At 73.8% G+C, this 21,212-nt stretch carries 17 protein-coding genes and 1 pseudogene; 8 read left to right on the top strand and 10 right to left on the bottom strand.

From position 1 onward, the window contains the following. Positions 1 to 31: 31 nt before the first annotated feature. Complete coding sequence (locus F7Q99_RS32320; RefSeq protein ID WP_230211114.1) at positions 32 to 829, bottom strand: NAD(P)-dependent oxidoreductase; 798 nt, start codon at positions 827 to 829, stop codon at positions 32 to 34. A gap of 65 nt (positions 830 to 894) precedes the next feature. On the opposite strand from F7Q99_RS32320, the gene F7Q99_RS32315 reads away from it, so the two are divergent. Continuing rightward, entirely contained in the window at positions 895 to 1,785 is an 891-nt protein-coding gene (locus F7Q99_RS32315) for a LysR family transcriptional regulator (protein WP_153468238.1), read from the top strand. A gap of 60 nt (positions 1,786 to 1,845) precedes the next feature. Here F7Q99_RS32315 and F7Q99_RS32310 read toward each other — a convergent pair whose 3' ends face one another. After that, entirely contained in the window at positions 1,846 to 2,226 is a 381-nt protein-coding gene (locus tag F7Q99_RS32310) for a hypothetical protein (protein WP_195911344.1), read from the bottom strand. Between the two features lie 28 nt (positions 2,227 to 2,254). Next, positions 2,255 to 3,931, bottom strand: coding sequence for a nickel/cobalt transporter (locus F7Q99_RS32305; RefSeq protein WP_153468235.1), 1,677 nt, complete (start codon positions 3,929 to 3,931; stop codon positions 2,255 to 2,257). 497 nt (positions 3,932 to 4,428) lie between these two features. Between F7Q99_RS32305 and F7Q99_RS32300 the strand changes: the two genes are divergently transcribed. From F7Q99_RS32300 to F7Q99_RS32275, 6 genes and pseudogenes are all read left to right on the top strand, one after another. Continuing rightward, entirely contained in the window at positions 4,429 to 6,081 is a 1,653-nt protein-coding gene (locus F7Q99_RS32300; RefSeq protein ID WP_153468232.1) for a DUF4331 domain-containing protein, read from the top strand. Next, positions 6,078 to 6,845: a class F sortase gene (locus F7Q99_RS32295; protein WP_153468229.1), complete on the top strand. Its 768-nt coding sequence runs from the start codon at positions 6,078 to 6,080 to the stop codon at positions 6,843 to 6,845. The genes F7Q99_RS32300 and F7Q99_RS32295 overlap by 4 nt, the downstream gene beginning before the upstream one ends. Further along, complete coding sequence (locus tag F7Q99_RS32290) at positions 6,842 to 8,173, top strand: tetratricopeptide repeat protein (RefSeq protein ID WP_153468226.1); 1,332 nt, start codon at positions 6,842 to 6,844, stop codon at positions 8,171 to 8,173. The genes F7Q99_RS32295 and F7Q99_RS32290 overlap by 4 nt, the downstream gene beginning before the upstream one ends. A 466-nt stretch (positions 8,174 to 8,639) precedes the next feature. Further along, a pseudogene (locus F7Q99_RS43450) lies at positions 8,640 to 8,783 on the top strand (zinc ribbon domain-containing protein); the annotation flags it as partial. Positions 8,784 to 8,994: 211 nt separating this feature from the next. After that, the gene (locus F7Q99_RS32280; protein WP_153468224.1) at positions 8,995 to 9,978 is read left to right on the top strand and encodes an aldo/keto reductase; all 984 of its coding nucleotides are present in this window, start codon (positions 8,995 to 8,997) and stop codon (positions 9,976 to 9,978) included. Between the two features lie 169 nt (positions 9,979 to 10,147). Then, positions 10,148 to 10,993, top strand: a complete 846-nt coding sequence (locus F7Q99_RS32275; protein WP_153468221.1) for a PE-PPE domain-containing protein — start codon at positions 10,148 to 10,150, stop codon at positions 10,991 to 10,993. A gap of 361 nt (positions 10,994 to 11,354) precedes the next feature. Here the strand turns inward: F7Q99_RS32275 and F7Q99_RS32270 are convergent, their stop codons facing one another. From F7Q99_RS32270 to F7Q99_RS32245, 6 genes are all read right to left on the bottom strand, one after another. Beyond that, positions 11,355 to 11,678, bottom strand: a complete 324-nt coding sequence (locus F7Q99_RS32270) for a DUF1330 domain-containing protein (protein ID WP_153468218.1) — start codon at positions 11,676 to 11,678, stop codon at positions 11,355 to 11,357. 102 nt (positions 11,679 to 11,780) lie between these two features. Beyond that, positions 11,781 to 12,674: an NAD(+)/NADH kinase gene (locus F7Q99_RS32265; protein WP_326847407.1), complete on the bottom strand. Its 894-nt coding sequence runs from the start codon at positions 12,672 to 12,674 to the stop codon at positions 11,781 to 11,783. Next, positions 12,671 to 13,678 carry an SPFH domain-containing protein gene (locus F7Q99_RS32260; protein ID WP_195911372.1) on the bottom strand — a complete coding sequence of 336 codons (1,008 nt, stop codon included), beginning with the start codon at positions 13,676 to 13,678 and terminating at the stop codon, positions 12,671 to 12,673. Before F7Q99_RS32260 ends, F7Q99_RS32265 begins: the two co-directional genes overlap by 4 nt. A gap of 83 nt (positions 13,679 to 13,761) precedes the next feature. Then, complete coding sequence (locus tag F7Q99_RS32255; protein WP_153469419.1) at positions 13,762 to 16,479, bottom strand: penicillin acylase family protein; 2,718 nt, start codon at positions 16,477 to 16,479, stop codon at positions 13,762 to 13,764. Positions 16,480 to 16,699: 220 nt separating this feature from the next. Beyond that, on the bottom strand, positions 16,700 to 17,242 hold the full coding sequence (locus F7Q99_RS32250) for a hypothetical protein (protein ID WP_153468209.1): 543 nt from the start codon (positions 17,240 to 17,242) through the stop codon (positions 16,700 to 16,702). A gap of 138 nt (positions 17,243 to 17,380) precedes the next feature. Next, a complete protein-coding gene (locus tag F7Q99_RS32245) occupies positions 17,381 to 17,788 on the bottom strand; it encodes a hypothetical protein (RefSeq protein WP_153468206.1) in 408 nt (135 codons plus the stop codon). 280 nt (positions 17,789 to 18,068) lie between these two features. On the opposite strand from F7Q99_RS32245, the gene F7Q99_RS42845 reads away from it, so the two are divergent. Next, positions 18,069 to 19,298, top strand: a complete 1,230-nt coding sequence (locus F7Q99_RS42845; protein WP_153468203.1) for a helix-turn-helix domain-containing protein — start codon at positions 18,069 to 18,071, stop codon at positions 19,296 to 19,298. 512 nt (positions 19,299 to 19,810) lie between these two features. Here the strand turns inward: F7Q99_RS42845 and F7Q99_RS32235 are convergent. Next, positions 19,811 to 20,806, bottom strand: coding sequence for a methyltransferase domain-containing protein (locus F7Q99_RS32235; protein WP_326847406.1), 996 nt, complete (start codon positions 20,804 to 20,806; stop codon positions 19,811 to 19,813). Between the last annotated feature and the right edge of the window lie 406 nt (positions 20,807 to 21,212).

Genomic DNA, 21,212 nt, shown 5'->3' with positions numbered 1-21,212 from the left:
GAGCAGGCCCGGGCCGGCGCCCCGCAGGCGCTCAGCCGCGGATCGCCGCGACCACCCGCGACAGGTCCTCCTCCGCGATGCCCGGGTGTGCCAGCAGCACCTCACGCGCCGCCGTGAGCACCGGACCGCCGCCGCCCAGGGCGAGGTCCTTGGCCGCCAGACGCACCGGGAAGTCCGACTCCTCACTGCGGGCGCGGGCCACCACCCCCGCGAGCGGCCCGCCGCCCAGGGCGCCCAGCGCCAGCTCCTCCGGCACACCCAGCGCGTCCGCCACCGCCAGCGCCTCGCCCACCACCGTCACCCCGGCCACGACCGCGCCCATCACCACCACCTTCAACGCCGCGCCCAGACCCGGCCCGCCGCAACGCAGCACCCGCCCCAGGTGCTCCAGCACCGGCTGCGCCCGGTCCAGGTCCTGCGGCTCACCGCCCGCGTAGACGACCAGGTCGCCGGTGGCGGCGGGGCCGACGCTGCCCAGCACCGGGGCGTCCACCAGGCCCACCCCGTCCGGAAGTCGGTCACGCAGGGCGGCCACCGTCTCCGGTCCGACGGACGACATGTCGATCCACAGCGCGCCCGGCGCCAGGTGCTCCAGGAACTGCCCGGCCACCTCCTGCACCGCCGCCGGATCGGACAGCATCGTGATGACCACCTCCGCACCCGCGACGGCCTCGGCCGGGCTCGCCTCGAAGGCCAGGCCCGCCGAGGCGGCCCGGGCCCGGCTGCGGTTCCAGACGGTCAACGGCAGGCCGGCGGCGGCGAGGCGACGGGCCATCGGCAGACCCATCCGGCCCAGCCCGAGAAACGCGATCTTGTTCATGGGTTCCATGGGCACCACGCTAGGCAGCCCGAAGCCACGCGACAAACGAATGTCTCGCATGATAGCCATGCCATATGGACATGGTTTGGCTGGACGTCTTCCGCACCGCCGCCCGTCTGGGCTCCTTCACCGCCGCCGGCGAACACCTCGGCTTCACGCAGTCCGCGATCTCACGTCAGATCTCCACCCTGGAAGCAGAACTCGGCGCCCCGCTGTTCGACCGCCTCGCCCGCGGCGTCACCCTCACCGAACACGGCCGCACCCTGCTCCCACACGCCGAAGCCCTGCTGGAACGCCTCGACTCCACCCGCCGCGACCTCTGCGCCCTCACCGAACTGAACGCCGGCCGGCTACGCGTCGGCGCCTTCGACAGCGCCAACGCGGCCCTCGTCCCCGGCGCCCTCGCCGCCTTCCGCACCGCCCACCCCGCAGTGGCCGTCTCCCTCACCGAAGGACTGTCCGCCGACCTCCTGACCCGCCTCGCCGACGCCACCATCGACCTCGCCGTCGTCGCCTCCTACCCCGAACAGCCCCACGACAGCGACCAGTTCGACCTCCACCCCCTCGTCGACGACCCCATCCTGGTCGCCCTGCCCCGCGACCACCGCCTCGCCCGCCGCCGCCGCGTCCGCCTCGTCGAACTCGCCGACGAACCCTGGATCGCCGCCAGCCGCACCATCGAGACCACCCTCCTCGCCGCCTTCGCCCGCAACGGCCTACGGCCACGCGTCGAGTACGAGGTCGCCGGCTGGACGGCCAAACTCGGCCTCGTCGCCGCCGGACTGGGCCCCGCCCTCATCCCCTCCCTCGCGGCCCGCGCCGCCCGCCCCGACATCGCCCTCGTCGCCCTGCATCCCGACGACACCCCCGTACGCCGGGTCTGCACCGCGCTGCGCCGCGGCCACCGCCCGTCCCCGGCCACCACTGCCTTCCTCGGCCACCTGCGCGAGGCGGCACACGCCTAGCGGCGGGCGGGCCCGTCGGGGCGGAAACCGTTGCTCTGGGCGGAAGTTCGCGCCGCCGGTTCACCGCACCGGCCGGGCGCCGCTGCGATGCGAGCCTTCTCGGTCCGACGAGGTGACCGGGGTGCCGAGGTGGGTGGGATCGCCGCCGAGGGTGGTGTAGAGGCCGGTCCAGTGGCGGTCGGTGCCGGTGGGGGGTTGGCCGTCGCAGTAGGCCTTGGTGCCGTTGGCCGTGTAGTAGCGCATCATCTCCAGGACGGCGCGGGGGGCGGCGCTGTTGCCCGCGGTGTAGCGGTTGCCGGGATCGCGGGTCTGATGGACCAGGCACGTCGGCGACGGGGTGGCGCTCTGGGCGTCGAACCCGGCGTCCGACGGGTGGGAGCATCCGCTCAGGAGGACGGCCCCGAGCAGCGCGGCGGCGGTGGTGAGCGTGAGGCGGTTCATCGGTCGGGGCTCCCGTTCGGAGAGTTCGTCAAAGGACTGTCGGCAGGCTACGGACGATGAGGCCGAGGCCGACGAGGAGCACCAGGACCGCGGTGAGCGCGGCCGTGTGCGGGGCGATGCGGCGGGCCAGGACGAAGGCGGGGCGGTCGGCGGCCCTCGCCAGCCGGTCCTGGAGGCGGACCAGGAGGAGGCCGATGGCCGTGAGGGTGATGGTCATGCCGAGGCCGTAGGCGACCACGAGGGCGACGCCGAAGACGGTGCGCCCCAGGGCGACGGCGCCGAGGAGCACGACGAGCGCCGACGGGCTGGGGACGAGTCCGCCCGCGATGCCGAGGCCGACGAGGCCCTTGGTGGTGAACGGCTGGTCGGCCACGTCGTGGTGGTGGGTGTGGTGGTGGCCGAAGAGCCCGTGGCGGTGCGGCTGGGCGTGGTGGTGCCCGTCCCCGTCCGCGTGGGGATGCTCGTGGTGCCCGTCCCCGCCGCCCGCGTGGGGACCGGGGTGAGCGTGGGAGTGGTGGTCCGCGCCGGCCCGGGCGGCGGCCGTCAGGGCAACTGCCGGTTCGGTCACCGCCGTCGGGCCGGTCTCCGGGCGGCCGCGGCGGCCTGGGCGGGACGAGGCCGCGTGGCGTGAGCGGCGGACGGCGTCGGTGAGCAGGTTGACGCCGATGGCGGCGACCAGGGCGCCGCTGGCCACGCCCAGCCAGCCGAGCAGGGTGTCGCCGGCCAGGGAGGAGAACGCGCTCAGACACAGGCCGACGACCAGGACGCCGGCCGTGTGGGTGAGGGTGACGGTGGCGCCGACGGTGACGGCGTCGCGGGTGCGGCCGCGCCGTCCGGCGAGATAGGCGGCCATGACGGTCTTGCCGTGGCCGGGCAGCACCGCGTGGCCGGCGCCGAGGACGGTGGCCAGCGCGACGGCGAGCAGGCCGACGGGCAGGGTGAGCCGCCCGGTTCCGACGAGCGCGGCGAGTTTCCCCGACAGGGCCTCGATACGGGCCGACAGTCCCGTGCCGGGGTTCGCCGCAGTGGTGGTGACGCCGGCGGGCGCCGGTCTGCCGTCGTCCGGTGCGGCCGTGATCTCGGCCCGGGTGTCTCCGCGCGGGGTGGTGAGCATGTCGCGGGGGTAGTCGCGCAGTTCCTTCGAGGAGGAGACGTCCGGGACGGTGGAGCGGTCGAGCCGCACCCCCTGGCCCCGGGCGGTGATCTCGTTCCAGCCGACGCGGGTGGGATCGGCGCCGGTGTCGACGTGCAGGGTGAGCCGACCGGCCGTCAGGTCCACCGGCGCCTCCAGGCGGCATTCGAGGCGGCTGGTGCGAAGCCCGGCCTGGCCCGGCTGGTAGTCGAACGCGGCCGAGCGGACGGTGAAGGCCAGGCGCTCGGGCACGGTGACGGCCAGGTGGGCGGCGGTGTCGGCGCACCGGGCGTTCGCCCAGGCAGCCCGCTCGGCGTCCCCGGCCGGGTGGCCGTCGGCGACGCGCGGGGCGTCCTGGAGGGTGGGGATCTCGGCGGCGTCGGTGACGGCGAGGACCTCGACCCGGTCCGGGTGGAGCGTCAGGCCGGTGTAGTGGTTGACGGAGAAGTTGCCGAGCGGGTGCGCCCGGGCCTGGGGCGCCGCGGCGACGAGCCACAGGACGCTGCCCGCCGCGGCCGCCCACCGGGCGGGGCGGGGACCGGCGGATCGGACGCGTCCGAGTACGGCGTTCATCGGTCTCGCTTCCTGTCGGGCGGCAGTACGCGCACACGGTCCGGCACTCGTCGCGGACCCTCCAGGACGATGGCCGCACCGCCGACCGGATTCCCCGCCCGCGCGCGGGGCACCAGGGCGCGGCCACCCGCACGGACCACCGCGCTCACCCGCTCGGCCCCGCACGGCCCAGGCCGAGACCGAGGCCGAGACCGAGGGCGGCGCCGGCGTCGGATGCGCCGCGCGCGCCGTCGGTCCGTCCCGGCGGCCGGGCGGCCGCCCAGCGCCCACCCGGACGAACGGCGACCCCGGTCGGCCGAGCCCACCTCGCGATCTTGTCCCGGTTCGTGGTGATTCTCATGAGAGCTCACGTCGCACGACGGACGGGCCGGCGGAGCACCGACCGCACCGCCGGGTGACCCCCGGTCCTCCGCGTGGGACCGCGAGCGCACACACCGCTTCCCTCTGCCCCGGCCCCTGACGGCGCAGAGCGGATCTCACCCGGAAACGGATGGCAGATGCAGCATCTCCGCTCGCCCCGCCGAAGGACCGCCACTCGGGCGGCCGAGCGCGCCCTCGCGGCCCTCGGAACCCTCTCCCTGGTGTCCGTCGGCGTACTCACGGGCCTGGCGCCCCAGGTCGGTTCCGCCTCCAGCCACCGCGAGGCCCCGCTCATCGCGGGCGACCCCAAGGCGGACAACACCGACGTCTACGCCTTCACCAGCCCCGACAAGCCCGACACCGTCACCCTCGTCGCGAACTGGATCCCCTTCGAGGAACCCAACGGCGGCCCGAACTTCTACCCGTTCGCCACCGACGCCCGCTACAACATCAAGATCGACGGCAAGGGCGACGGCAAACCCGACCTCACCTACACCTGGCAGTTCACCGACCACATCCGCGACGACGCCAACCAGTTCCTCTACAACACCGGCGTGGTCAAGTCCCTGGACGACACGACGCTGAACTTCCGCCAGACCTACACGCTGACCGTCACCGACGGCGGCGGCACCACGAAGACCCTGGTCAAGGACGCGCCCGTCGCACCCTCCAACGTCGGCAAGGCGTCGATGCCCGACTACGGGGCGCTACGCCAGCAGGCCCTCGTCCAACTCCCCGGCGGCGGACAGAGCTTCGCCGGACAAGCCGCCGACCCGTTCTTCCTCGACCTGAGGATCTTCGACCTCCTGTACGGCGGAAACCTCAAGGAGACGGGCCACGACACCGTCGCCGGCTACAACGTCAACACCATCGCCCTCCAGGTCCCCAAGAAGGACCTGGCGCTCAACGGCGACCCCCAGCACAACCCCGTGATCGGCGTCTGGTCCACCACCGACCGCAAGGGCGCCGTCGTCGGCGACAAGGGCGGCGAGAGCAAGGGCGGCGAGTCCGGTCACGACAAGGGCGGCGAAGGCAAGGGCGGCGAGGCCGGGTTCCACCAGGTCTCCCGACTGGGCAACCCGCTGGTCAACGAGGCCGTCGTCCCGCTCAAGTTCAAGGACGCCTTCAACGCCCTGCCGCCCGACCAGGACCACACCGTCACCCCGGTGGTCGACAAGGTCAAGGACCCGATCGTGCCCAAGCTCATCCAGAGCATCTACGGCATCCCCGCCCCCGCGGCCCCGCGCAACGACCTCGTCGAGATCTTCCTGACCGGCGTGTGCAAGACCTGCGGACCGATCCAGGCCGACCTCAACTCCCAGCTCCTGAACGCCGACGTGAACAAGGAGAAGTTCACGCCCGCCGAGGAACTGCGCCTCAACATGGCCGTGCCCCCGGCCGCCAAACCCAACCGGCTCGGCGTGCTCGGCCAGGACCTGGCCGGATTCCCCAACGGCCGACGCCTCAACGACGACGTCGTCGACATCGCCATCCAGGCCCTGGAAGGCGCCGCCCAGACCGGCAAGCTCGTACCGGCCCTCGCCGCCGGCGACGGCGTGGACAAACCGTTCCGCCAGCCCGGCGCGAACTTCCCCTACGTCGCCCTGCCCAACACCGCGGCGGTCAACCAGGCCGACTCCGACAACCCCAGCGGCGGCATCGGCGCAGGCCTCGGCGGCACCGCCCTGGCCGGCCGCTTCCCCGTGGTCGCGGCGACCGCCCTCGGCGGCGGCGTCCTCCTGGCCGCCGCGGGCATCCTGGCCCTGCGGCGCCGGCGCGCCGAGCGGTGACCAGCCCCACCACACCCGGCCGTCCGCCCTCCTCCAGCGAGGAGGGCGGACGGCCGGCGTCCACGCCGGCGATCCGGCCGGCGCCGCCACGGCGGCCCGCCGCACTCCTCGCCGTCGCCGCCGGCCTGGCCCTGGCCAGCGCGGGAAGCATCGCGCTCACCACCTCCGAGCCCGGCCCCCGCCCACGCACCGACATCGGCACACTCCCGGCGCTCAGGAACACCGCCAGCCCACCCGCGCAGACGGACAGCACCGCCGCCGAACCCGAAGGCATCCACATCCCCGCGATCGCCCTCGACAGCCCCCTGACCGACCTCCAGGTCACCCCGGACGGCCACCTGCCCGCACCCGACGACCCCGACCAGATCGGCTGGTGGAGCGCGGGCCCGCGCCCCGGCGGACCGGGAGCCGCGGTCGTCGTCGGCCACGTCGACTCCCGCACCGGCCCCGCCGCCTTCTACCGCCTCTCCGACCTGCGCCCCGGCGACCTCATAACCATCGACCGCCAGGACCGCACCCACGTCGACTTCACCGTGAAGGCCCTGCGCCAGTACGACAAGGACCACTTCCCCGACGACCAGGTCTACACCACCGCCGGCACCCCGCAGCTGCGCCTCATCACCTGCGGCGGCACCTTCGACCAGCAGCGCCACGAGTACCGCGACAACCTCGTCGTCTACGCCACGCTCACACCCACCACCGCCGCGCAGCCGTCCACCCCACCCCCACCCCCACCACCCCCGACCGACCGGAGCGGCAATTGAACCTCCCCGGACACCGCCGCACACTGCTGCGCGCCGCCGTGGTCACCGCCCTGGGGCCCGCCCTGCTCCTCGCCGGCGGCCTCGGCCTCGCACCCTGGCCCGCGCAACGCACCGACCCGGCCCCGCCGATGCCCCGAACCGCCGCTTCCGACCGCGCAGATGACGCGCTGTCCGCCGACATCGCGGCCCTCCAACGCCGCCTGCACGAGACACCCGAGGACGCGCAGGCCCTCGCCAGGCTCGGCCTCGACTACGTCCAGCAGGCCAAGAACACCGCCGACCCCACCTACTACCCCAAGGCCGAGGAGGTGCTGCACCGCTCGCTGCAACTCGACGGCGAGGACAACTTCACCGCCATGGGCGCCATGGCAGCCCTCGACAACGGCCGCCACGAATTCACCCGCGCCCTCGACTGGGCGCAGCGCGCCATCGCCGTCAACCCGTACAACTCCACGCTGTACGGCACACTCGCCGACGCCTACACCCAGCTCGGCCGCTACCCCGAAGCCGCCGACGCCGTCCAGCACATGGTGGACCTCAAACCCGGCACCCCCTCCCTCGCCCGCGCCTCCTACGTCGCCGAACTGCGCGGCGACACCACCACCGCCCGCACCCTCATGCAACGCGCCCTGCAGGACGCCGCAGGCCCCGCCGACCAGGCCTTCGCGCACTACTACCTCGGCGAACTCGCCCTCAACACCGGCGATGCGGCCACCGCACTGCAGGAAGCCGAACACGGCCTGGCCGCGGCCCCCACCTACACCCCGCTGCTCCAGGCCAGGGCCCGCGCCGAGGCGGCCCTCGGCGACACCGACGCCGCCGTCGCCGACCTCGCCCTGGCCGTCCAACGCCTCCCGCAACCGGAGTTCGTCCTCCAGCTCGGCGAGCTCTACCAGCGCCTCGGCCGCAGCCAGGACGCCGAGCAGCAGTACCAGCTGTTCCGGGCGGAGGAGAAGCTCCTCACCGACAACGGTGTCGCCCTGGACGCGGATGCCGCGCTCTTCGAGGCCGACCACGGCGACCAGGCCCTCGCCCTGACCATCGCCGAGAACGGCATCCGCAGCCGGCCCTTCCTCGACACCCACGACGCCCTCGCCTGGGCCCTGCACGTCAACGGCCACGACCGGGAGGCACTCGCCGAATCCGACGAGGCGCTCGCCCTCGGCACCCGCAGCGCTCTGTACCACTACCACCGGGCGATGATCCAGACGTCCCTCGGCGACGCGTCCGCCGCGCGTGCGGACCTGACCACCGCGCTCGCGATCAACCCCCACGCTGGGGCCCTGGTCGCCGGGTTCCCCTCCGAGATCCCCTCCGAGGTCCCCTGACCGAACCGCCCAGGACCGGGGCGGGCGCTCTCGGCGGGCCGGGGGCGGCGGGGTGTGGAACGGTGGGACGAGGGGGTGCCCCCGGAAGGAGAGGAGTGGCCATGTCATCGAAGCGGCGCCGCAAGAAGAAGGCGCGGGCCAGGCGCGGGGCCAACCACGGCCGCCGCCCTCAGTGCTGAGAGCCGGTGACGACGGCCCCGCCGCGGCCGAAGCGGCCGCGGCGGGGCACTCTGGGGCTGAGCCCGAGAGCCGGAAAGCGGCCTGGAACCGTTCCCCCGGTGGCTGTTGAGCGCGCGCGGGCGGCGACATGGTGTTCGGCCTCAGCCCGCCGGTGTGCGCGGTCGGCGTGATCACCTGCATCGTCCTGTTCGTCCGCTACCGCCTGTACTACCGCCGTTGAGGCTCGCCATCTGAACGTGCGCGGCCTCGCCCGAGGCCGACTCGCCAAGTGCGTCCACGACGCCAGATGGGCCACCTTCGCAGGCTGCTCGAAGAGAAGGCGGCCCGGTACGGGCGCCACGTCGGCATCGTGCACCGCACGTACCCGTCCTCCCAGCTCTGCTCGGAGTGCGGACACCGCGACGGACCCAAGCCCCTCGCGGTCCGCGAGTGGACCTGTACGGCGTGCGGTGTCCTCCATGGCCGTGACCTCAACGCTGCTCGCAACATCCTGGCCGCCGGGCAGGCGGACCTGACGCCCCGTTGCCCCTGCGCCGCAGGGCGTCGGGGCCCGGTCAGCTGGCCGGATAGGGTCCCGGGGGAGCGGGACGCGCCCCTGCTCCCGCCGTCGCGCCGACCCCGACCCCGAGGAGTGCCCCCCCATGCCGAACCCGTTCTTCACCGGCCCGGCGATCACGAAGTTCGGCCTGGGCACGGCCGCCGTCGGGCGGCCCGGGTACATCAACCTCGGGCGCGACGGCGACCTACCCGCCGAGCGCACCGTCGAGGCACTGCGCGAGCGTACCTACCGCCTCCTCGACGCCGCCCACGCCGCCGGGGTGCGCTACCTCGACACCGCCCGCTCCTACGGGCGCGCCGAGGAGTTCGTCGCGCAGTGGCTGACGGAGCACCCCGAGGCCGCGGCCGACACGGTGGTGGGCAGCAAGTGGGGCTATACCTACACCGCCGACTGGCGCACCGACGGGGTTCCCGCACACGAGGTGAAAGAGCACTCGACCGCGGTGTTCGACCGTCAGATCAAGGAGACGAGGGCCCTGCTGGGCCGCCACCTGGACGTGTACCTGGTGCACTCCGTCACCCCGGACAGCCCGGCACTCACCGACCCGGCCCTGCACGAGCGCCTGGCCGCGCTCGCCGCCGAGGGCGTACGGGTGGGCCTGTCGACCAGCGGCCCGGCCCAGGCCGCCGCCGTCCGCGCCGCCCTGGAGGTGACGGTCGACGGCCGGCCGCTGTTCGCGGCCGTCCAGGCCACCTGGAACGTGCTGGAACCCTCCGCCGCACCGGCCCTGGCCGAGGCCAACGCGGCCGGGTGGCTGGTGGTCGTGAAGGAGGCCATGGCCAACGGCCGCCTCGCCGACCGCAACGCCACCGGCCCCGACACCGCCGCGCTGCGCGCCCTCGCCGCCCGCACCGCCGCCTCCTGCGACGCCCTCGCCCTGGCCGCGGCCGCCGCCCAGCCCTGGGCGGACCTGGTGCTCTCCGGCGCCGCGACCGAGCGGCAACTGGCCTCCAACCTCACCGCCGCCACCCTCGACCTCACCCCCGCCGACCTCGCCGCCCTCACCCCGCTCGCCGAGCCCGCCGACACCTACTGGCACACCCGGGCCGCCCTGCCCTGGTCCTGAGCCGGCGACGCTTTCCATCCCGTCAGATCCCCGGCAGAACACGGATTCCGGCGACCGGCCACATATGGCCGGTCCCTGACCTGGTCCGCTGACCGGCGCGAACTCCACGATGGGCACCGGTCGCCGTACCCGATGCGGCGCTCACCCCGACCCGAGGGAGCTGACCGGAATGTCCGCGCAGAACGTTCAGAACGTGCAGAACCTGCCGAACACCGAGAACGCCGAGAACGCGCCGCAGCCGAAGCAGGGCAGGTTCGCCCGCCGCCTCAAGGCCGTCCTCGCGTCGACGGCGCTGGCGCTGGGGGCCGGCGTCGCCGCCGTGCCGACCGCCGCGCACGCCGACACGGCCGCGCCGCACCACTACTACATCGAGATCGGCGGCACCGGGACGGCCCTGGACGCGCCCAGGTGCACCTACACCTTCGACCTCGCCAACCAGCGCCTCGCCGCCGGCAGCACCGCGATCCCGGTCTGCTACCCCGCCAGCGGCGGCCCGTTCGTCGGCAGCCACAACGAGATGCCGGCCCCGCTGTTCACACCGAGCTTCGGCGACAGCGTCAACGCGGGCTACTGGAACGCCAAGGCCGCCTTGGAGAACGCATACAAGGCCGACCCCACCGCCCGGTTCACCATCGCCGGCTACTCGCAGGGTGCCTGGGTCGGCGACCTGCTGCTGCAGACCATCGCCAACAACGGCACCGCCGTGCCCCGCGAGCAGGTCGACGGCATGCTCTACTCCGACCCGATGCAGCCGGGCACCGGCTTCTGGCGCCTCGTCCCGCAGGGCACCCTCATCCCGTTCGTGGCGTACTCCCCGGGCACCGGCCCGGAGAACTTCCCCGGCGGCATGCCGGTCCAGCGGTTCTGCATCAAGACCGACGGCGTCTGCGACGCGACGTCACTGGACTCCTTCGGCGGCTTCCTCGCGCAGCACCCGCGCTACCCCGCCACCGTCATCGCCGACACCCTCGCCGCCACCGGTGGCAACGGCACCGTCTGGTACCCGGCGGCCTGACCCGGCCGCCCGACAAGGGGGAAAACGGCGTCGCGGCCCGGTCGGGGGACGGGCCGCGGCGCCACACCCGCATCTGTGACATCAACTCTGACGCCCACCACCGGGACGCGGCCGCCCCCTCGCGAGAAACAGCGAGGGGGCGGCCGCGCATCAGGGGCGGGCGCGGCGCTCAGGCCGTAGGGTGGGCGACTCATCGCCCGACCATTACGGTTTGCTGACGTTTCCTCCTCAAGATGCCCGCACACCTGAGGCCCGCCTCCACACCGCCGACACCACCCTGCCCGCCCCTGGGATCACCGACCACGCTCGCCACCCTCCGCAGCCGTACGCTCTCGGCGATCCCCTTGAATCCCGGGCCCGCTCAATGCGCGAGCGCGTCCGCACCCCGGTAGCCCGCCGGCACCCCGCGGGCGAACACCACGTCGGCGGCCATGTGCCGGGTGCGCAGCGGCAGGATCTCCCGGTATGCGGGGGAGTCGTACCAGGCGCGCACCCGCTCGTCGTCGGGGAACTCGATGACGATCACGTCCTGCCCCCAGGAGCCCTCGACGGCTTCCACCTGTCCGCGGTGCACCAGGAACCGGCCCCCGAACGGTTCCAGGGTGGCGTCGATGCGCTCCAGGTACTCGACGATGTCCGGCCCGAACTCCACCGAGTGGACGTGGGCGATCGCGTACGCGGTCATATCTGCTGCTCCCTGGGCTCGCTGCGCTGTCGTCGCCTCCGACGGTAGGGCGAGCCGGGGCGCGCCCGAATCAGTCACGGATCGGTAGCCCCGACCGGCCCGTCAGCCCAGCAGCCGCAGACGAGTCGCGGCCACGCCCACGCGCACGCTCTGGCCCCAGGCGAGTTCCAGGACGTCCGTCTCGATGCCGTCGCCGAAGGCCACCAGGTGCTCGGACTCCACGGTCAGCGCCAACTGCCGCCCGCCGCCCAGCAGTCCGTGCACCCGGCTGGTGCCGGTGGCCGGCGACGGCCACGCCTCGCGCACGAACCAGGCCAGCGCCGGGACGTCCGGGGCCGGCAGTGCCAGCGGGGCGCCGCGCTCCAGCCACGCCGAGCGGCACCACCCGGTGGCGCCCGTCCCGGTGCCCACCAGCACCCCGGACGACGCCTGCGCCTCGGCGCCGTCCTCACCCACTGACAGCCGGTAGCGGGCCGTCTGGTGGCCCGGCTGCCCGACGTACACCTCGTTGAGCGCCAGCAGCCGCTGGCCGTCGTCCGCGACCGCCTCGACCATCGTCCGTTCCTCCACGGCCCCGCCTTTCGCGGCGGCCGCCTGCAGCAGCGCCGGCAGCGCATCCACCCGGTGGCGCACCAGCACACCCGGATTGCGCCCCGGCTCGGCGTCCACACCGATCACGGGCTGCCCGTCCAGGTACTTGGCGGCGTTCGCCACCAGCCCGTCCTGACCCACCACCGCCACCACGTCCCCCGGCTCGAACAGGAACCGCGGCAGATCCGCCCGCTCCACCCGGCTGCGCCGCCAGTCCAGCGGCACCGCGGCCGCCGCCTCGGCCAGCGCCGCCGCCTGCCGTCGGTGGCGCCCCTCCACCTCCGCCGCCGAACGGCCCCGCGAGGCGAGGAAGAACGCCGCCTGCCCCGGCGTCCCGTGACGGGCCACCAGCTCCTCGTACTCGCTGCGCCGGTACACCAGCACCACCCGCGGCGCGAGCGTCACCGTCCCGCCCCCGGAGCGCCGAGGCGGGCCAGCAGCCCCGTCAGCACGTCCGGGGTGAGCGTCACGCTGTCGATCCGTGGCAGGTGCTCGGCCAGCCGCATCAGCGCCAGCGCCCGCAGCACCGCCGGATCCGCCTGCTGATGCGCACTCAGCCATGCTGCCTCCGCAGCCGCCCGCGCCTCACCCAGCTCTCGCGCGGCCTCGGCCTCGGCGGCGGCCAGCCGGGTGCGGCGCTGCGCCTCGGCGTCCGTGCGGATCCGGTCGGCGACCGCCTCCTCCTCTGCCTGCAGCCGGCCGTTGGCGCCCTGCTGGGCGAGCAACTGCTCCTCGCGGCGGGCGAGTTCGATGCGGTTGGCGAGCTCGTTCTCGGCGATGCCGCGCTCGTGCTCGACGGCGACCGCGCGGCGCTCGAACGTCGCCCGGTCGGCATGCTGCTGCACCAGCTCGCGGGCCGGGGTGCGCAGCGCCCGCTCCACCTCCGGCTCGGGCCGCAGCGCCACCACCCGCACGGCAATCACGGCGAGCCCCGTTTCCGTGATCCGTGGCTCGCCGGCCAGCCCGTTCGCCATCTGCTCGCGCACCGCGTTCACGCCGTCCGCCAGTGCGGTGGCGAGCGGGGTGCGGGCGAGCAGGCCGAGCGCGTGCTGCTGGGCGGTCTCGGTGAGCAGCGTGGCGAGCTGGTCCAGCGGTGCCGCGCGCCAGGCGCCGGTGTCCGGGTCGATGCCGAAGTCGACGCGGGTGGTGGCGGTCGCGGGCTCGGTGATCCGGTACGTGAGCGTGGCCTGGACGGTGACGTCCTGGAAGTCCGAGGTGCGGGCGTGGAACAGCATCGAGAGTTCCCGGTCGTCCACCGGCACCTCGGAGATCGCCGCGGTGAGCGGCCGGAACCAGAACGCCAGCCCCGCCCCGTCGTGGGCGACCCGGCCGCGTCGCAGGTGCCGGATGTGCGCGGTGGGCACGGCGCGCAGGTGACGCAGCCCGAACCGCCTGGTGATGTCGGCCATCATGAACCCCTTCTCGTCGGGTTGACGATATAGAGCCGCCCCACTTTTCGTCAAACGGACGAGAAGTGGGGCGGCGGGGCCCGTCAGCGATGGGAGGGGAACTGGACCACCTGCTGGTACGTCGGCCGGTTCTGCCAGGTGGTCTTGGCGTCCGTGATGCCGCCGAGGGGACGCTGGACGATGGTGTCGGCGCACCACTGGTCGCCGGCGGCGCAGTCGCCGTCGCCCGGGTAGACCTGGGCGGTGGTGAGGGTGGTGGCCTGCTTCAGGGTGGCGAGCAGGACGCTTCGGCAGGCGGCGAGGTCGCCGGCACCGCAGAAGGGCCGGGCCAGGGGGCCGGCGACGGGGTCGCCGAGAACGGCGCGCAGGTCCTTGTCCAGGTAGCTCCACCAGCCGTACTGGAAGGCCGAACCCTTGTGCGGGATCGACTCGTTGGCGCTGGCCGGGCCGGTGCCGCCGGTCTGGCCGGAGGGGGACTCGTTGATCTGCAACGCCCCGGTCAGCGCGGTGAACAGCGCATCGCCCAGGCCCGGCCGCATCACGCCCTCCGCCAGCAGCGGCCACCAGGCGTCCATCACCCGGATCGCGTCCGCGTCGGCGTAGGCATGACTGCCGGCCGACGTCTCGTGCCGCCCACCGCCGTTGGCGAGCCACGCCTCCAGCTGCTGGAGGGCCGTGAGGGCGGCCGGGTCGGTGACCGGGGCGCTGCGCAGGACCCGGATCAGGTCGGGTAGTACGTCCTCGGCGCGCAGGTCGGCGAGCGCGGCGCTCTCCATGGCCCGGGTGAGGGAGACCCGGCTCGCCTTCCCGCCGTCCTTGAGCAGGGCCTTGACCCGGTCGTCGAGCAGGTTGCCGCGGTGCACCGAGCCGTTGCCGAAGCCCGCGGTGGTGTATGCGGTGGCCTGCTTGTTGTTCCAGGAGATGTAGTAGTCCTGGTTGACGGACTGCGGGTGCTCGGCGGCCGGGGTGTAGCGGGCGGTGTTGGCCGCCGGGTCGAAGTCGGCCCACTCGTAGGCGGGTTCGGCCCGTACCGGAAGCCCGGGGTCGACGCCGGGGGCGCGCACCGGGTTGGTGCCGGAGTTGTAGTACGCGATGTCGCGGGAGTCGGCGTAGAACCAGTTGAACGTGTAGTTGATGTCCTGCGCCGCCTGCTGGAAGCTCGCCGCGTCGTGCACCGCCGTCGGGTCGTTGAGCTCCTGGAAGCCGATGATGGAGTCGGCCTCGTGCCGGTAGGTGGAGCGCAGCGAGGTGAACGCCACCGGCGCGCCGCCGACGGTGCCGCGGGCCGTCACCAGCCCGTACTTGGAGCGGTACATCACCAGCGTGTAGGAGCCGGCCGGTGTGGAGTCGGCGGTGGTCGGGCTCCACGCGTTCTTGCGCTCCAGCCGATCGAACGGCACGCAACTGCCGTGCCACATGTACGCGTTGGCGGCCGTCGTCACGGGCGAGCCGTCGGTGGTGCACAGTGGCACGGTGTAGGTGTCGGTGATGTCCTGCCCGGCCGAGGTGGCGCTCCACGCGTAGTCCTGCCCGCGCCCGAGCTGCACGTAGAAGCTCAGGCCCGCGAACGCCGCGCCGCGCGCGCTGATCCCGGGGCCCTGCAACTCCTCCAGCATCAGCAGCTGCGGCGCGAAGTACCCGGTCTGCGGCCCGAACACCGCCACCGGGTGGCCGTCGTCGGTGTGCGCGCCGGAGACCAGCAGCGCGTTCGACATGCCGTGCCGGGCGCTGAGCAGGTTGCCGGGCAGCACCCCCGGCGCGCCGGTGGCGACGGAGCCGGCCGAGCCGGTGGCGTCGTAGACCATCCGCTCGGGCACCACCGACCCCGGGTCGGGCAGTGCCGCGCCCTGCGGGTCGTCGGGCACGCTCGCGTATGGGAAGCGCTGCCCGTCGTGCAGGGTCTGGACGGCCTCCGGGTCGTCCGCCTCGCGCAGCGACTTCCACACCGCGTCGCCGGCCTCCTTGCCGTAGCGCGCCTCGGCGGCCGATCTGACCTGGGCGGAGGCGAGTTCACCGCCGCCGCCGGAGCCGAACAGCGCGCCGACCACGGAGGCGAGGGCGACCAGGTCGGTGAGCTTGAATGGCTCGATCGTGCCCGCGTTGGTGATCGGGTCGATGTGTCCGGTCAGGTCGTACTCGCCGGGGAAGTACCGGCCGTCGTAGGCCGCCTTGACGTAGCCGTTGACGCCGTCGAGGTAGGCGGAGGCGTCGGCGAGCGCCTGCGCGGCCCGGCCGCCGTGCCCCGCGAGGACGTCGATCTGCTGCTGGAGCTCGGCCTCGGTGTACGGCGCGGCCTGCCAGGACGTCTGCTCCAGCTGCCGGTTGGCGGCGGCGCCGCCGGCGAAGCCGGACAGCTGCCCGCGCCCGACGTGCCGGAACAGGTCCATCACCCACAGCCGGTCCTGCGCGGCGGCGTAGCCCGCGCCGAACTCGGTGCCGTAGCGGGTGGTGCCGGTGATGTGCGGGACACCGGTGGCCTTGTCGCGCACGATGGTGACGTCGGCGCGCGGGCTGGTTGTGCTCGCCACCTGGTCGGCCGGCACGCCGAAGGACGCGTCGTTGAAGAAGTCGCGCAGCCCGGCCTCGGTGAGGCCCGGGTAGCCGGCCGCGAGGGCGGCGTAGGGCCCGAGTTGGTCGTCGGTGTGGGCGGGGCGGGTGCCGAACATCCGGTTGAGGATGATCTCGGCGAGGGTGGCGTTGCCGTTCTCGCCGGGCGGCAGGATGTCGAGGCAGCGCCCGCCGCAGTAGTCGTTCGCGGCGGCCGCCGAGGCGGGCCCGGTGGTGGTGAACGTCGCGGTCATGAGAAGGGCCGCCGAGAGGACGGCGGCCGCGAGCCTGGGGGAGTGGGGGCGTCGTTGCACGGCGTGCTCCTCCGTAGAAGCCACGGGGAGTCGACGGTAGAGGGGCTACCGGCCGGTTGCCTAGGGGCGTGCATGACACTTCCCGTACAGCAGGCGGGATATGACGTGACGCCAGGCCGATCGGCCCGGCCCGGGTGGGCGTGGCAGCGGCGGCCGGTCGTCAGTCCTCGCCGGTGGCCACGATCACCACGGCGTGCCCGCTGCCGATACCGACGACGGCGGCGTCGAAGGTGGCCTCGGTGACCGGCTTCCAAGAGACGTTGCCGCGGGCGCCCTCCCGGTAGGCGGCGCACCCGTTGGCGCGCCACCGGGCATCCGGGCCGAGCAGGTCCACGAGGGCGTCGCCGAGGGCGTCGGCCACCGGACGCATCGGGCCGTCGCCGCTGCGGAAGACGAGATCGCGGATGAGGGTGGCGGCGATCCACGGCGACGCCTCCTGCGGCGGGACGGGGCTGCCCAGGGCGGCTGCCATCTCCCGTGCGTCCCGCGGGCCGCCGTGCCCGTGTGTGCAGTGGCCGCAGTGCGGGCGCAGCAGGCCGGTGGGCTCCAGCACGTCCCAGCACAGCTGCCCGTGGTCACGGCCGTCGTCCGGCCCGAGGTGGACGATCCGGTCCGTCTCCCGGGCCCACTCGGTCAGCCACAGCCCGAGGTCCGGGTCCGGCCCGAGGTCGTACGGGGGTGGCGGTTCGAACGACAGGTTCACGGCTCTCCCGGCGGTTCCTGCCGGCCGGTCGGCCGACGGGCCGTCACCTTACGCGGTGGCCGGCAGGTCGAAGCCCCCGGCCGCCGGCGCGCTGTGGCCCGCCCCCCGAGGCGGGCCACAGCGCGGGTGCCCGTCAGCTCAGCACGGGCGGATCTGGCCGCTGTGGAAGAGCCAGTTGCCGTCGGTGTACGCCCCGTACACGTAGGCCGTTCCGCTCGCGTAGCCGTAGCTCGCGGAGTCCACCGCGGCGACCTGGTACCAGACGTTGCCCTGGTTGTTGATGTTCTCGCCGCGCGTCCAGCACGTGTAGTAGATCGAGTCCCCGGACCAGGAGAAGGACCAGAGGTCCCCGGCCGTCTTGCCCGACCACGAGTAGGGGCTGGCGTATACGCCGACTCCGTGGCTGGTGGGGTGGGAGTTGAGGTAGTACCACCCGTCGGCGGACGCGCTGCCGGTGGCCAGGACGACGCCGCCGGCGGCCATCGCCACCACGGCCGTCGCGGTCGCCCCGCGGCGTCCGAGCCTGCGGAGGATGCCCTTGCGCATGCTGATTCTCCTGTCGAGGTCCAGCTGTCGGTGCGCCGTCGCCACGGCGGCGGACGGCGTGGACAGCTGACCCGACCGCCCGGGCCGTCCGCTACCGCCTGACGGAAACCGACAACACCCGACAGGTGGGGCAACGGGCGTCTGGACAGTTCCCCGGCCCGCCACCCCCGCCCATCGCTATGATCCGTACGCGACAAGCGCGTTGGGGTCGGCGCGGGATCTGACACCGTCCGACCGGCCTGACAACGACCTGACACCGTCCGACAGCAGGGGGAGCGTCATGGCGGAGCGAGAACCGCGACCAACCGGGCCCGAGACGGACGCCACCCCGGCCGCGGCCGAGCTCTTCGCCGCCGACCTTCGCCGGCTGCGGCGCGACGCGGGCCAGCCGTCCTTCCGGACCATGGCGAAGACGGCCGGCTCCATCTCCCACACCACCCTCCACGAGGCCGCCTCCGGCACCCGGCTGCCGTCGTGGCCGACCACCAGGGCCTACGTGCAGGCCTGCGGCGGCGACGAGGAGGAATGGCACCGCCGCTGGCTCGCGACCACCGGCCACGCCGACCCGGCCCCGGCGGCAGCGGCCGCCGACCACCGGTCACCCGCGCACACCCACACCCACACCGACACCGAGGCCCGCACCGCACGACGCACGCGCCCCCTGTGGACCCACGCCGTCGCCCTGCTGATCGGCGTGCTCCTCGGGGCCGTCGCGACGCTGGGCACCCTCTCCTTCCGCACCGCCACCGCGGCCCCGCCGCAGCTCCAGGAGTGCCCGGCCGGCGACGGCCCCGCAGCCCAGTCGGCACCCCGCCTCGCAGCCCACCCCGCCGCCCTGGCCCACCCCGCAGCCCTGGCCCGCCCCGCCGCCGCCCAGGCGGAGCCGCCCGCGGCCGCCCCCGCCTGGATCAGCCGCCCGGCCTCCGACCAGGAGATCGTCACCGGCACCGGGTTCGTCCTGCCGATCACCACCCCGGTCACCCAGGGCGACGCCCTGATCGTGACCCTCATGCTGACCAGCACCTGCCCCGGCGCCGTCACCGTCAACGACTCCCGGGGCGACCACTACGAGACCGTCGGGGACGAGACCGACACCCGCCGCCACCGCGTCCTCGTCCTCGCCTCGTACCACACCAAGCCCCTGACGACCGCGGACACGATCCAGGTCTCCTACACGCACGCCAGCAAGTACCACATCGCCGTCGACGAGTTCCGGGGCGTCACCGCCGTCCGCGGATCCGCCCGCGCCCACGGCGAGTCCGGCGGCACCGCCTTCACCACCGCCACCACCCCCCTCACCTGCGACGCCGGCGACCTCCTGGTCGCCGCCGTGGGCACCAACACCGGCACCGGCCCCGAGTTCGGCACCGACTGGACCACCCTGCCCCAGCTCAAGATCTCCTCCTACCGCCTCACCACCGCCTACCAGATCGCCACCGCCACCGCGCCCTGCGCCGCCACCGGCCAGACCACCGCCCAATGGGGCGCCGTCCTCGCCGTCTTCCACTGACCGTTCCTAAACAGTGTCCAGAAGTGACATTTGCTGCCGGCTCCCGGAACTGCGCGCATTCCGAACGGCCGCCGTTCGTGGAGGAACTCGCCGCAGACATCTTCCTGGGCAGCTTCACGCCGAAGTACCTCGCGGCCGCACGCATCGCCGCCGAGCTGCTCGAAGGGACGCTCTACGCACGGTACTTCGGCATCGACTACGCCGCCGTGCACACCCTGGAGAACGGTTCGCCCTTCTCCGACCTGTGCGCGCAGCGGGCCGCACGGACCGGCCCGGGCTGGTCGGTGGCCGGCAACGGCACGGTGATCGAGCAGGCGCAGATCCTCACCACCCACAACCTCGCCACCCTCGCCGGCCCTCTCGCCATCACGCCGCCCGACGGCTGGGACGCCCTCGCCCTGCGCTCCTTCGCCACCGTCTGCCGCCTGACCACCCAGGCCGAACACGTGCCCCGGCCGCCGCCATCGCGCGCCGCACCCCCCTCGGCAACCGCCCGGTCCGACTTTCGGCGGTCAGCGCCGGGCGGGGGAGAGTCCTCCGACAGGCCAACGCACGCCGTCCGGATTGCCCAGCCACACCCACTGATCGAAGCGCGTGACGGTGATCCCGTAGTCGTACGGCGTCGGCCGGCCGCGGGCCTCCCAGTCGGACCAGGCGGTCAGGATCTCGTCGCCGACGCACCGCGGACCGCCTTGGTGCAGCACGGCGGTTCCGTCGCCGCGGGCCGACAGGGCCGCCCAGGACGAACAGCCGTCGTGCACCCACGCCGATGTGCCGTCCTCGTCGCGCCCGGTGATGACGACGGCGTCCGGCACGGCGACCCGGACGGCGAACCTCAGGTCCCAGTCGTCGCCGAGGGGGGCCAAGTCGCGTTCAACGATCCGCTCCGTGCCGGGGGAGCCGGTGCCGCGCACCCCCGCGTAGCCGTCGAAGTCGGCCGACGCCGGGACCGGGCCGGAGCGGTCGGCCATGAACTGCCCAAGGCCCTGCACCCAACCGGTCGCACTGCGCCCGTCGGCCGCCACGGTGAGGGCGACGTGCCCGAGCCGACCCCACGGGTAGACGATCCGCCCGCCCGGCCTGACGGCCTCGATCCACTCGAACGGGAGCGTCTCGACCGCGTAGGTGACGTGGACGCGGTCGAACGGGCCGCCGGGCGCCACACCGCATGTGCCATTGGCGACGAGCACCACCGCGTCGATGCCCGCGGCGGCCAGCCTGCCGCGGGCGAACGCTGCGAGGCCTTCGTCGATCTCGGTGGAGACGACCAGACCGGCACCGGCCCGCCAAGCCGCAAGCGCCGCCGTCCAGCCCTGCCCAGTACCGATGTCCCACACCCGATGGCCCGGCTCCAGCACCAGGCTGTCCAGCATGTCCGCCACGACCCCGGGCGCCGACAGACTCGACGACGGCAAGCCGCCGGTGACCTGGGTGACCGCCGCCGCGTCCGGGTCGGCGTACAACTCGCCCGCCCACGCGGCCGGATCGGTCCCTCGATCGACGGGCACGTACTCCTGCCCGCCCCACCGCCACAACCGATCCGGCGCGAACGCATCCCGCGGCAGCTCGACCATGGCCCTGCGCACCCACGGAGAGTCCTCCGGCCACACCCCGCGCCGCTCCATCACGGCATCGAGCTGTGCCCGGCGACCACCCAGGTCCTCAGCTGTCACTTCTTTTTGTGCTTTCCGTTCGACGCACCCTGGTCAGGGACCTTGCCGTCGGCGTTGCCCGGCGGCGGGTTCCCCTGGCCGGGGTCCGGTGGTGGCTTCTCGTGCTCGCCCCTCGACGGCATGCTGCTCCCCTTTCGCGTACGGGACATGACCGGCCGTTCATCCTGGCGCGGCCCCGGCTCGGGCGGAAGGCGGCGCGGGGGGCGGTTTCGAGGCGTGCACCAGCCGCGCACAACCTGGT

This window comes from Streptomyces kaniharaensis (genome assembly GCF_009569385.1).
GTDB classification, from domain to species: domain Bacteria; phylum Actinomycetota; class Actinomycetes; order Streptomycetales; family Streptomycetaceae; genus Kitasatospora; species Kitasatospora kaniharaensis.
This window is presented reverse-complemented; position numbering and strand designations above follow the sequence as displayed.

Bases quoted from the DNA above. Each gene is read 5' to 3' on its own strand.
- F7Q99_RS32320 (WP_230211114.1), bottom strand. From the start codon at position 829: ATGGAACCCATGAACAAGATCGCGTTTCTCGGGCTGGGCCGGATGGGT.
- F7Q99_RS32315 (WP_153468238.1), top strand. From the start codon at position 895: ATGGACATGGTTTGGCTGGACGTCTTCCGCACCGCCGCCCGTCTGGGC.
- F7Q99_RS32310 (WP_195911344.1), bottom strand. From the start codon at position 2,226: ATGAACCGCCTCACGCTCACCACCGCCGCCGCGCTGCTCGGGGCCGTC.
- F7Q99_RS32305 (WP_153468235.1), bottom strand. From the start codon at position 3,931: ATGAACGCCGTACTCGGACGCGTCCGATCCGCCGGTCCCCGCCCCGCC.
- F7Q99_RS32300 (WP_153468232.1), top strand. From the start codon at position 4,429: ATGCAGCATCTCCGCTCGCCCCGCCGAAGGACCGCCACTCGGGCGGCC.
- F7Q99_RS32280 (WP_153468224.1), top strand. From the start codon at position 8,995: ATGCCGAACCCGTTCTTCACCGGCCCGGCGATCACGAAGTTCGGCCTG.
- F7Q99_RS32275 (WP_153468221.1), top strand. From the start codon at position 10,148: ATGTCCGCGCAGAACGTTCAGAACGTGCAGAACCTGCCGAACACCGAG.
- F7Q99_RS32270 (WP_153468218.1), bottom strand. From the start codon at position 11,678: ATGACCGCGTACGCGATCGCCCACGTCCACTCGGTGGAGTTCGGGCCG.
- F7Q99_RS32260 (WP_195911372.1), bottom strand. From the start codon at position 13,678: ATGGCCGACATCACCAGGCGGTTCGGGCTGCGTCACCTGCGCGCCGTG.
- F7Q99_RS32255 (WP_153469419.1), bottom strand. From the start codon at position 16,479: ATGACCGCGACGTTCACCACCACCGGGCCCGCCTCGGCGGCCGCCGCG.
- F7Q99_RS32245 (WP_153468206.1), bottom strand. From the start codon at position 17,788: ATGCGCAAGGGCATCCTCCGCAGGCTCGGACGCCGCGGGGCGACCGCG.
- F7Q99_RS42845 (WP_153468203.1), top strand. From the start codon at position 18,069: ATGGCGGAGCGAGAACCGCGACCAACCGGGCCCGAGACGGACGCCACC.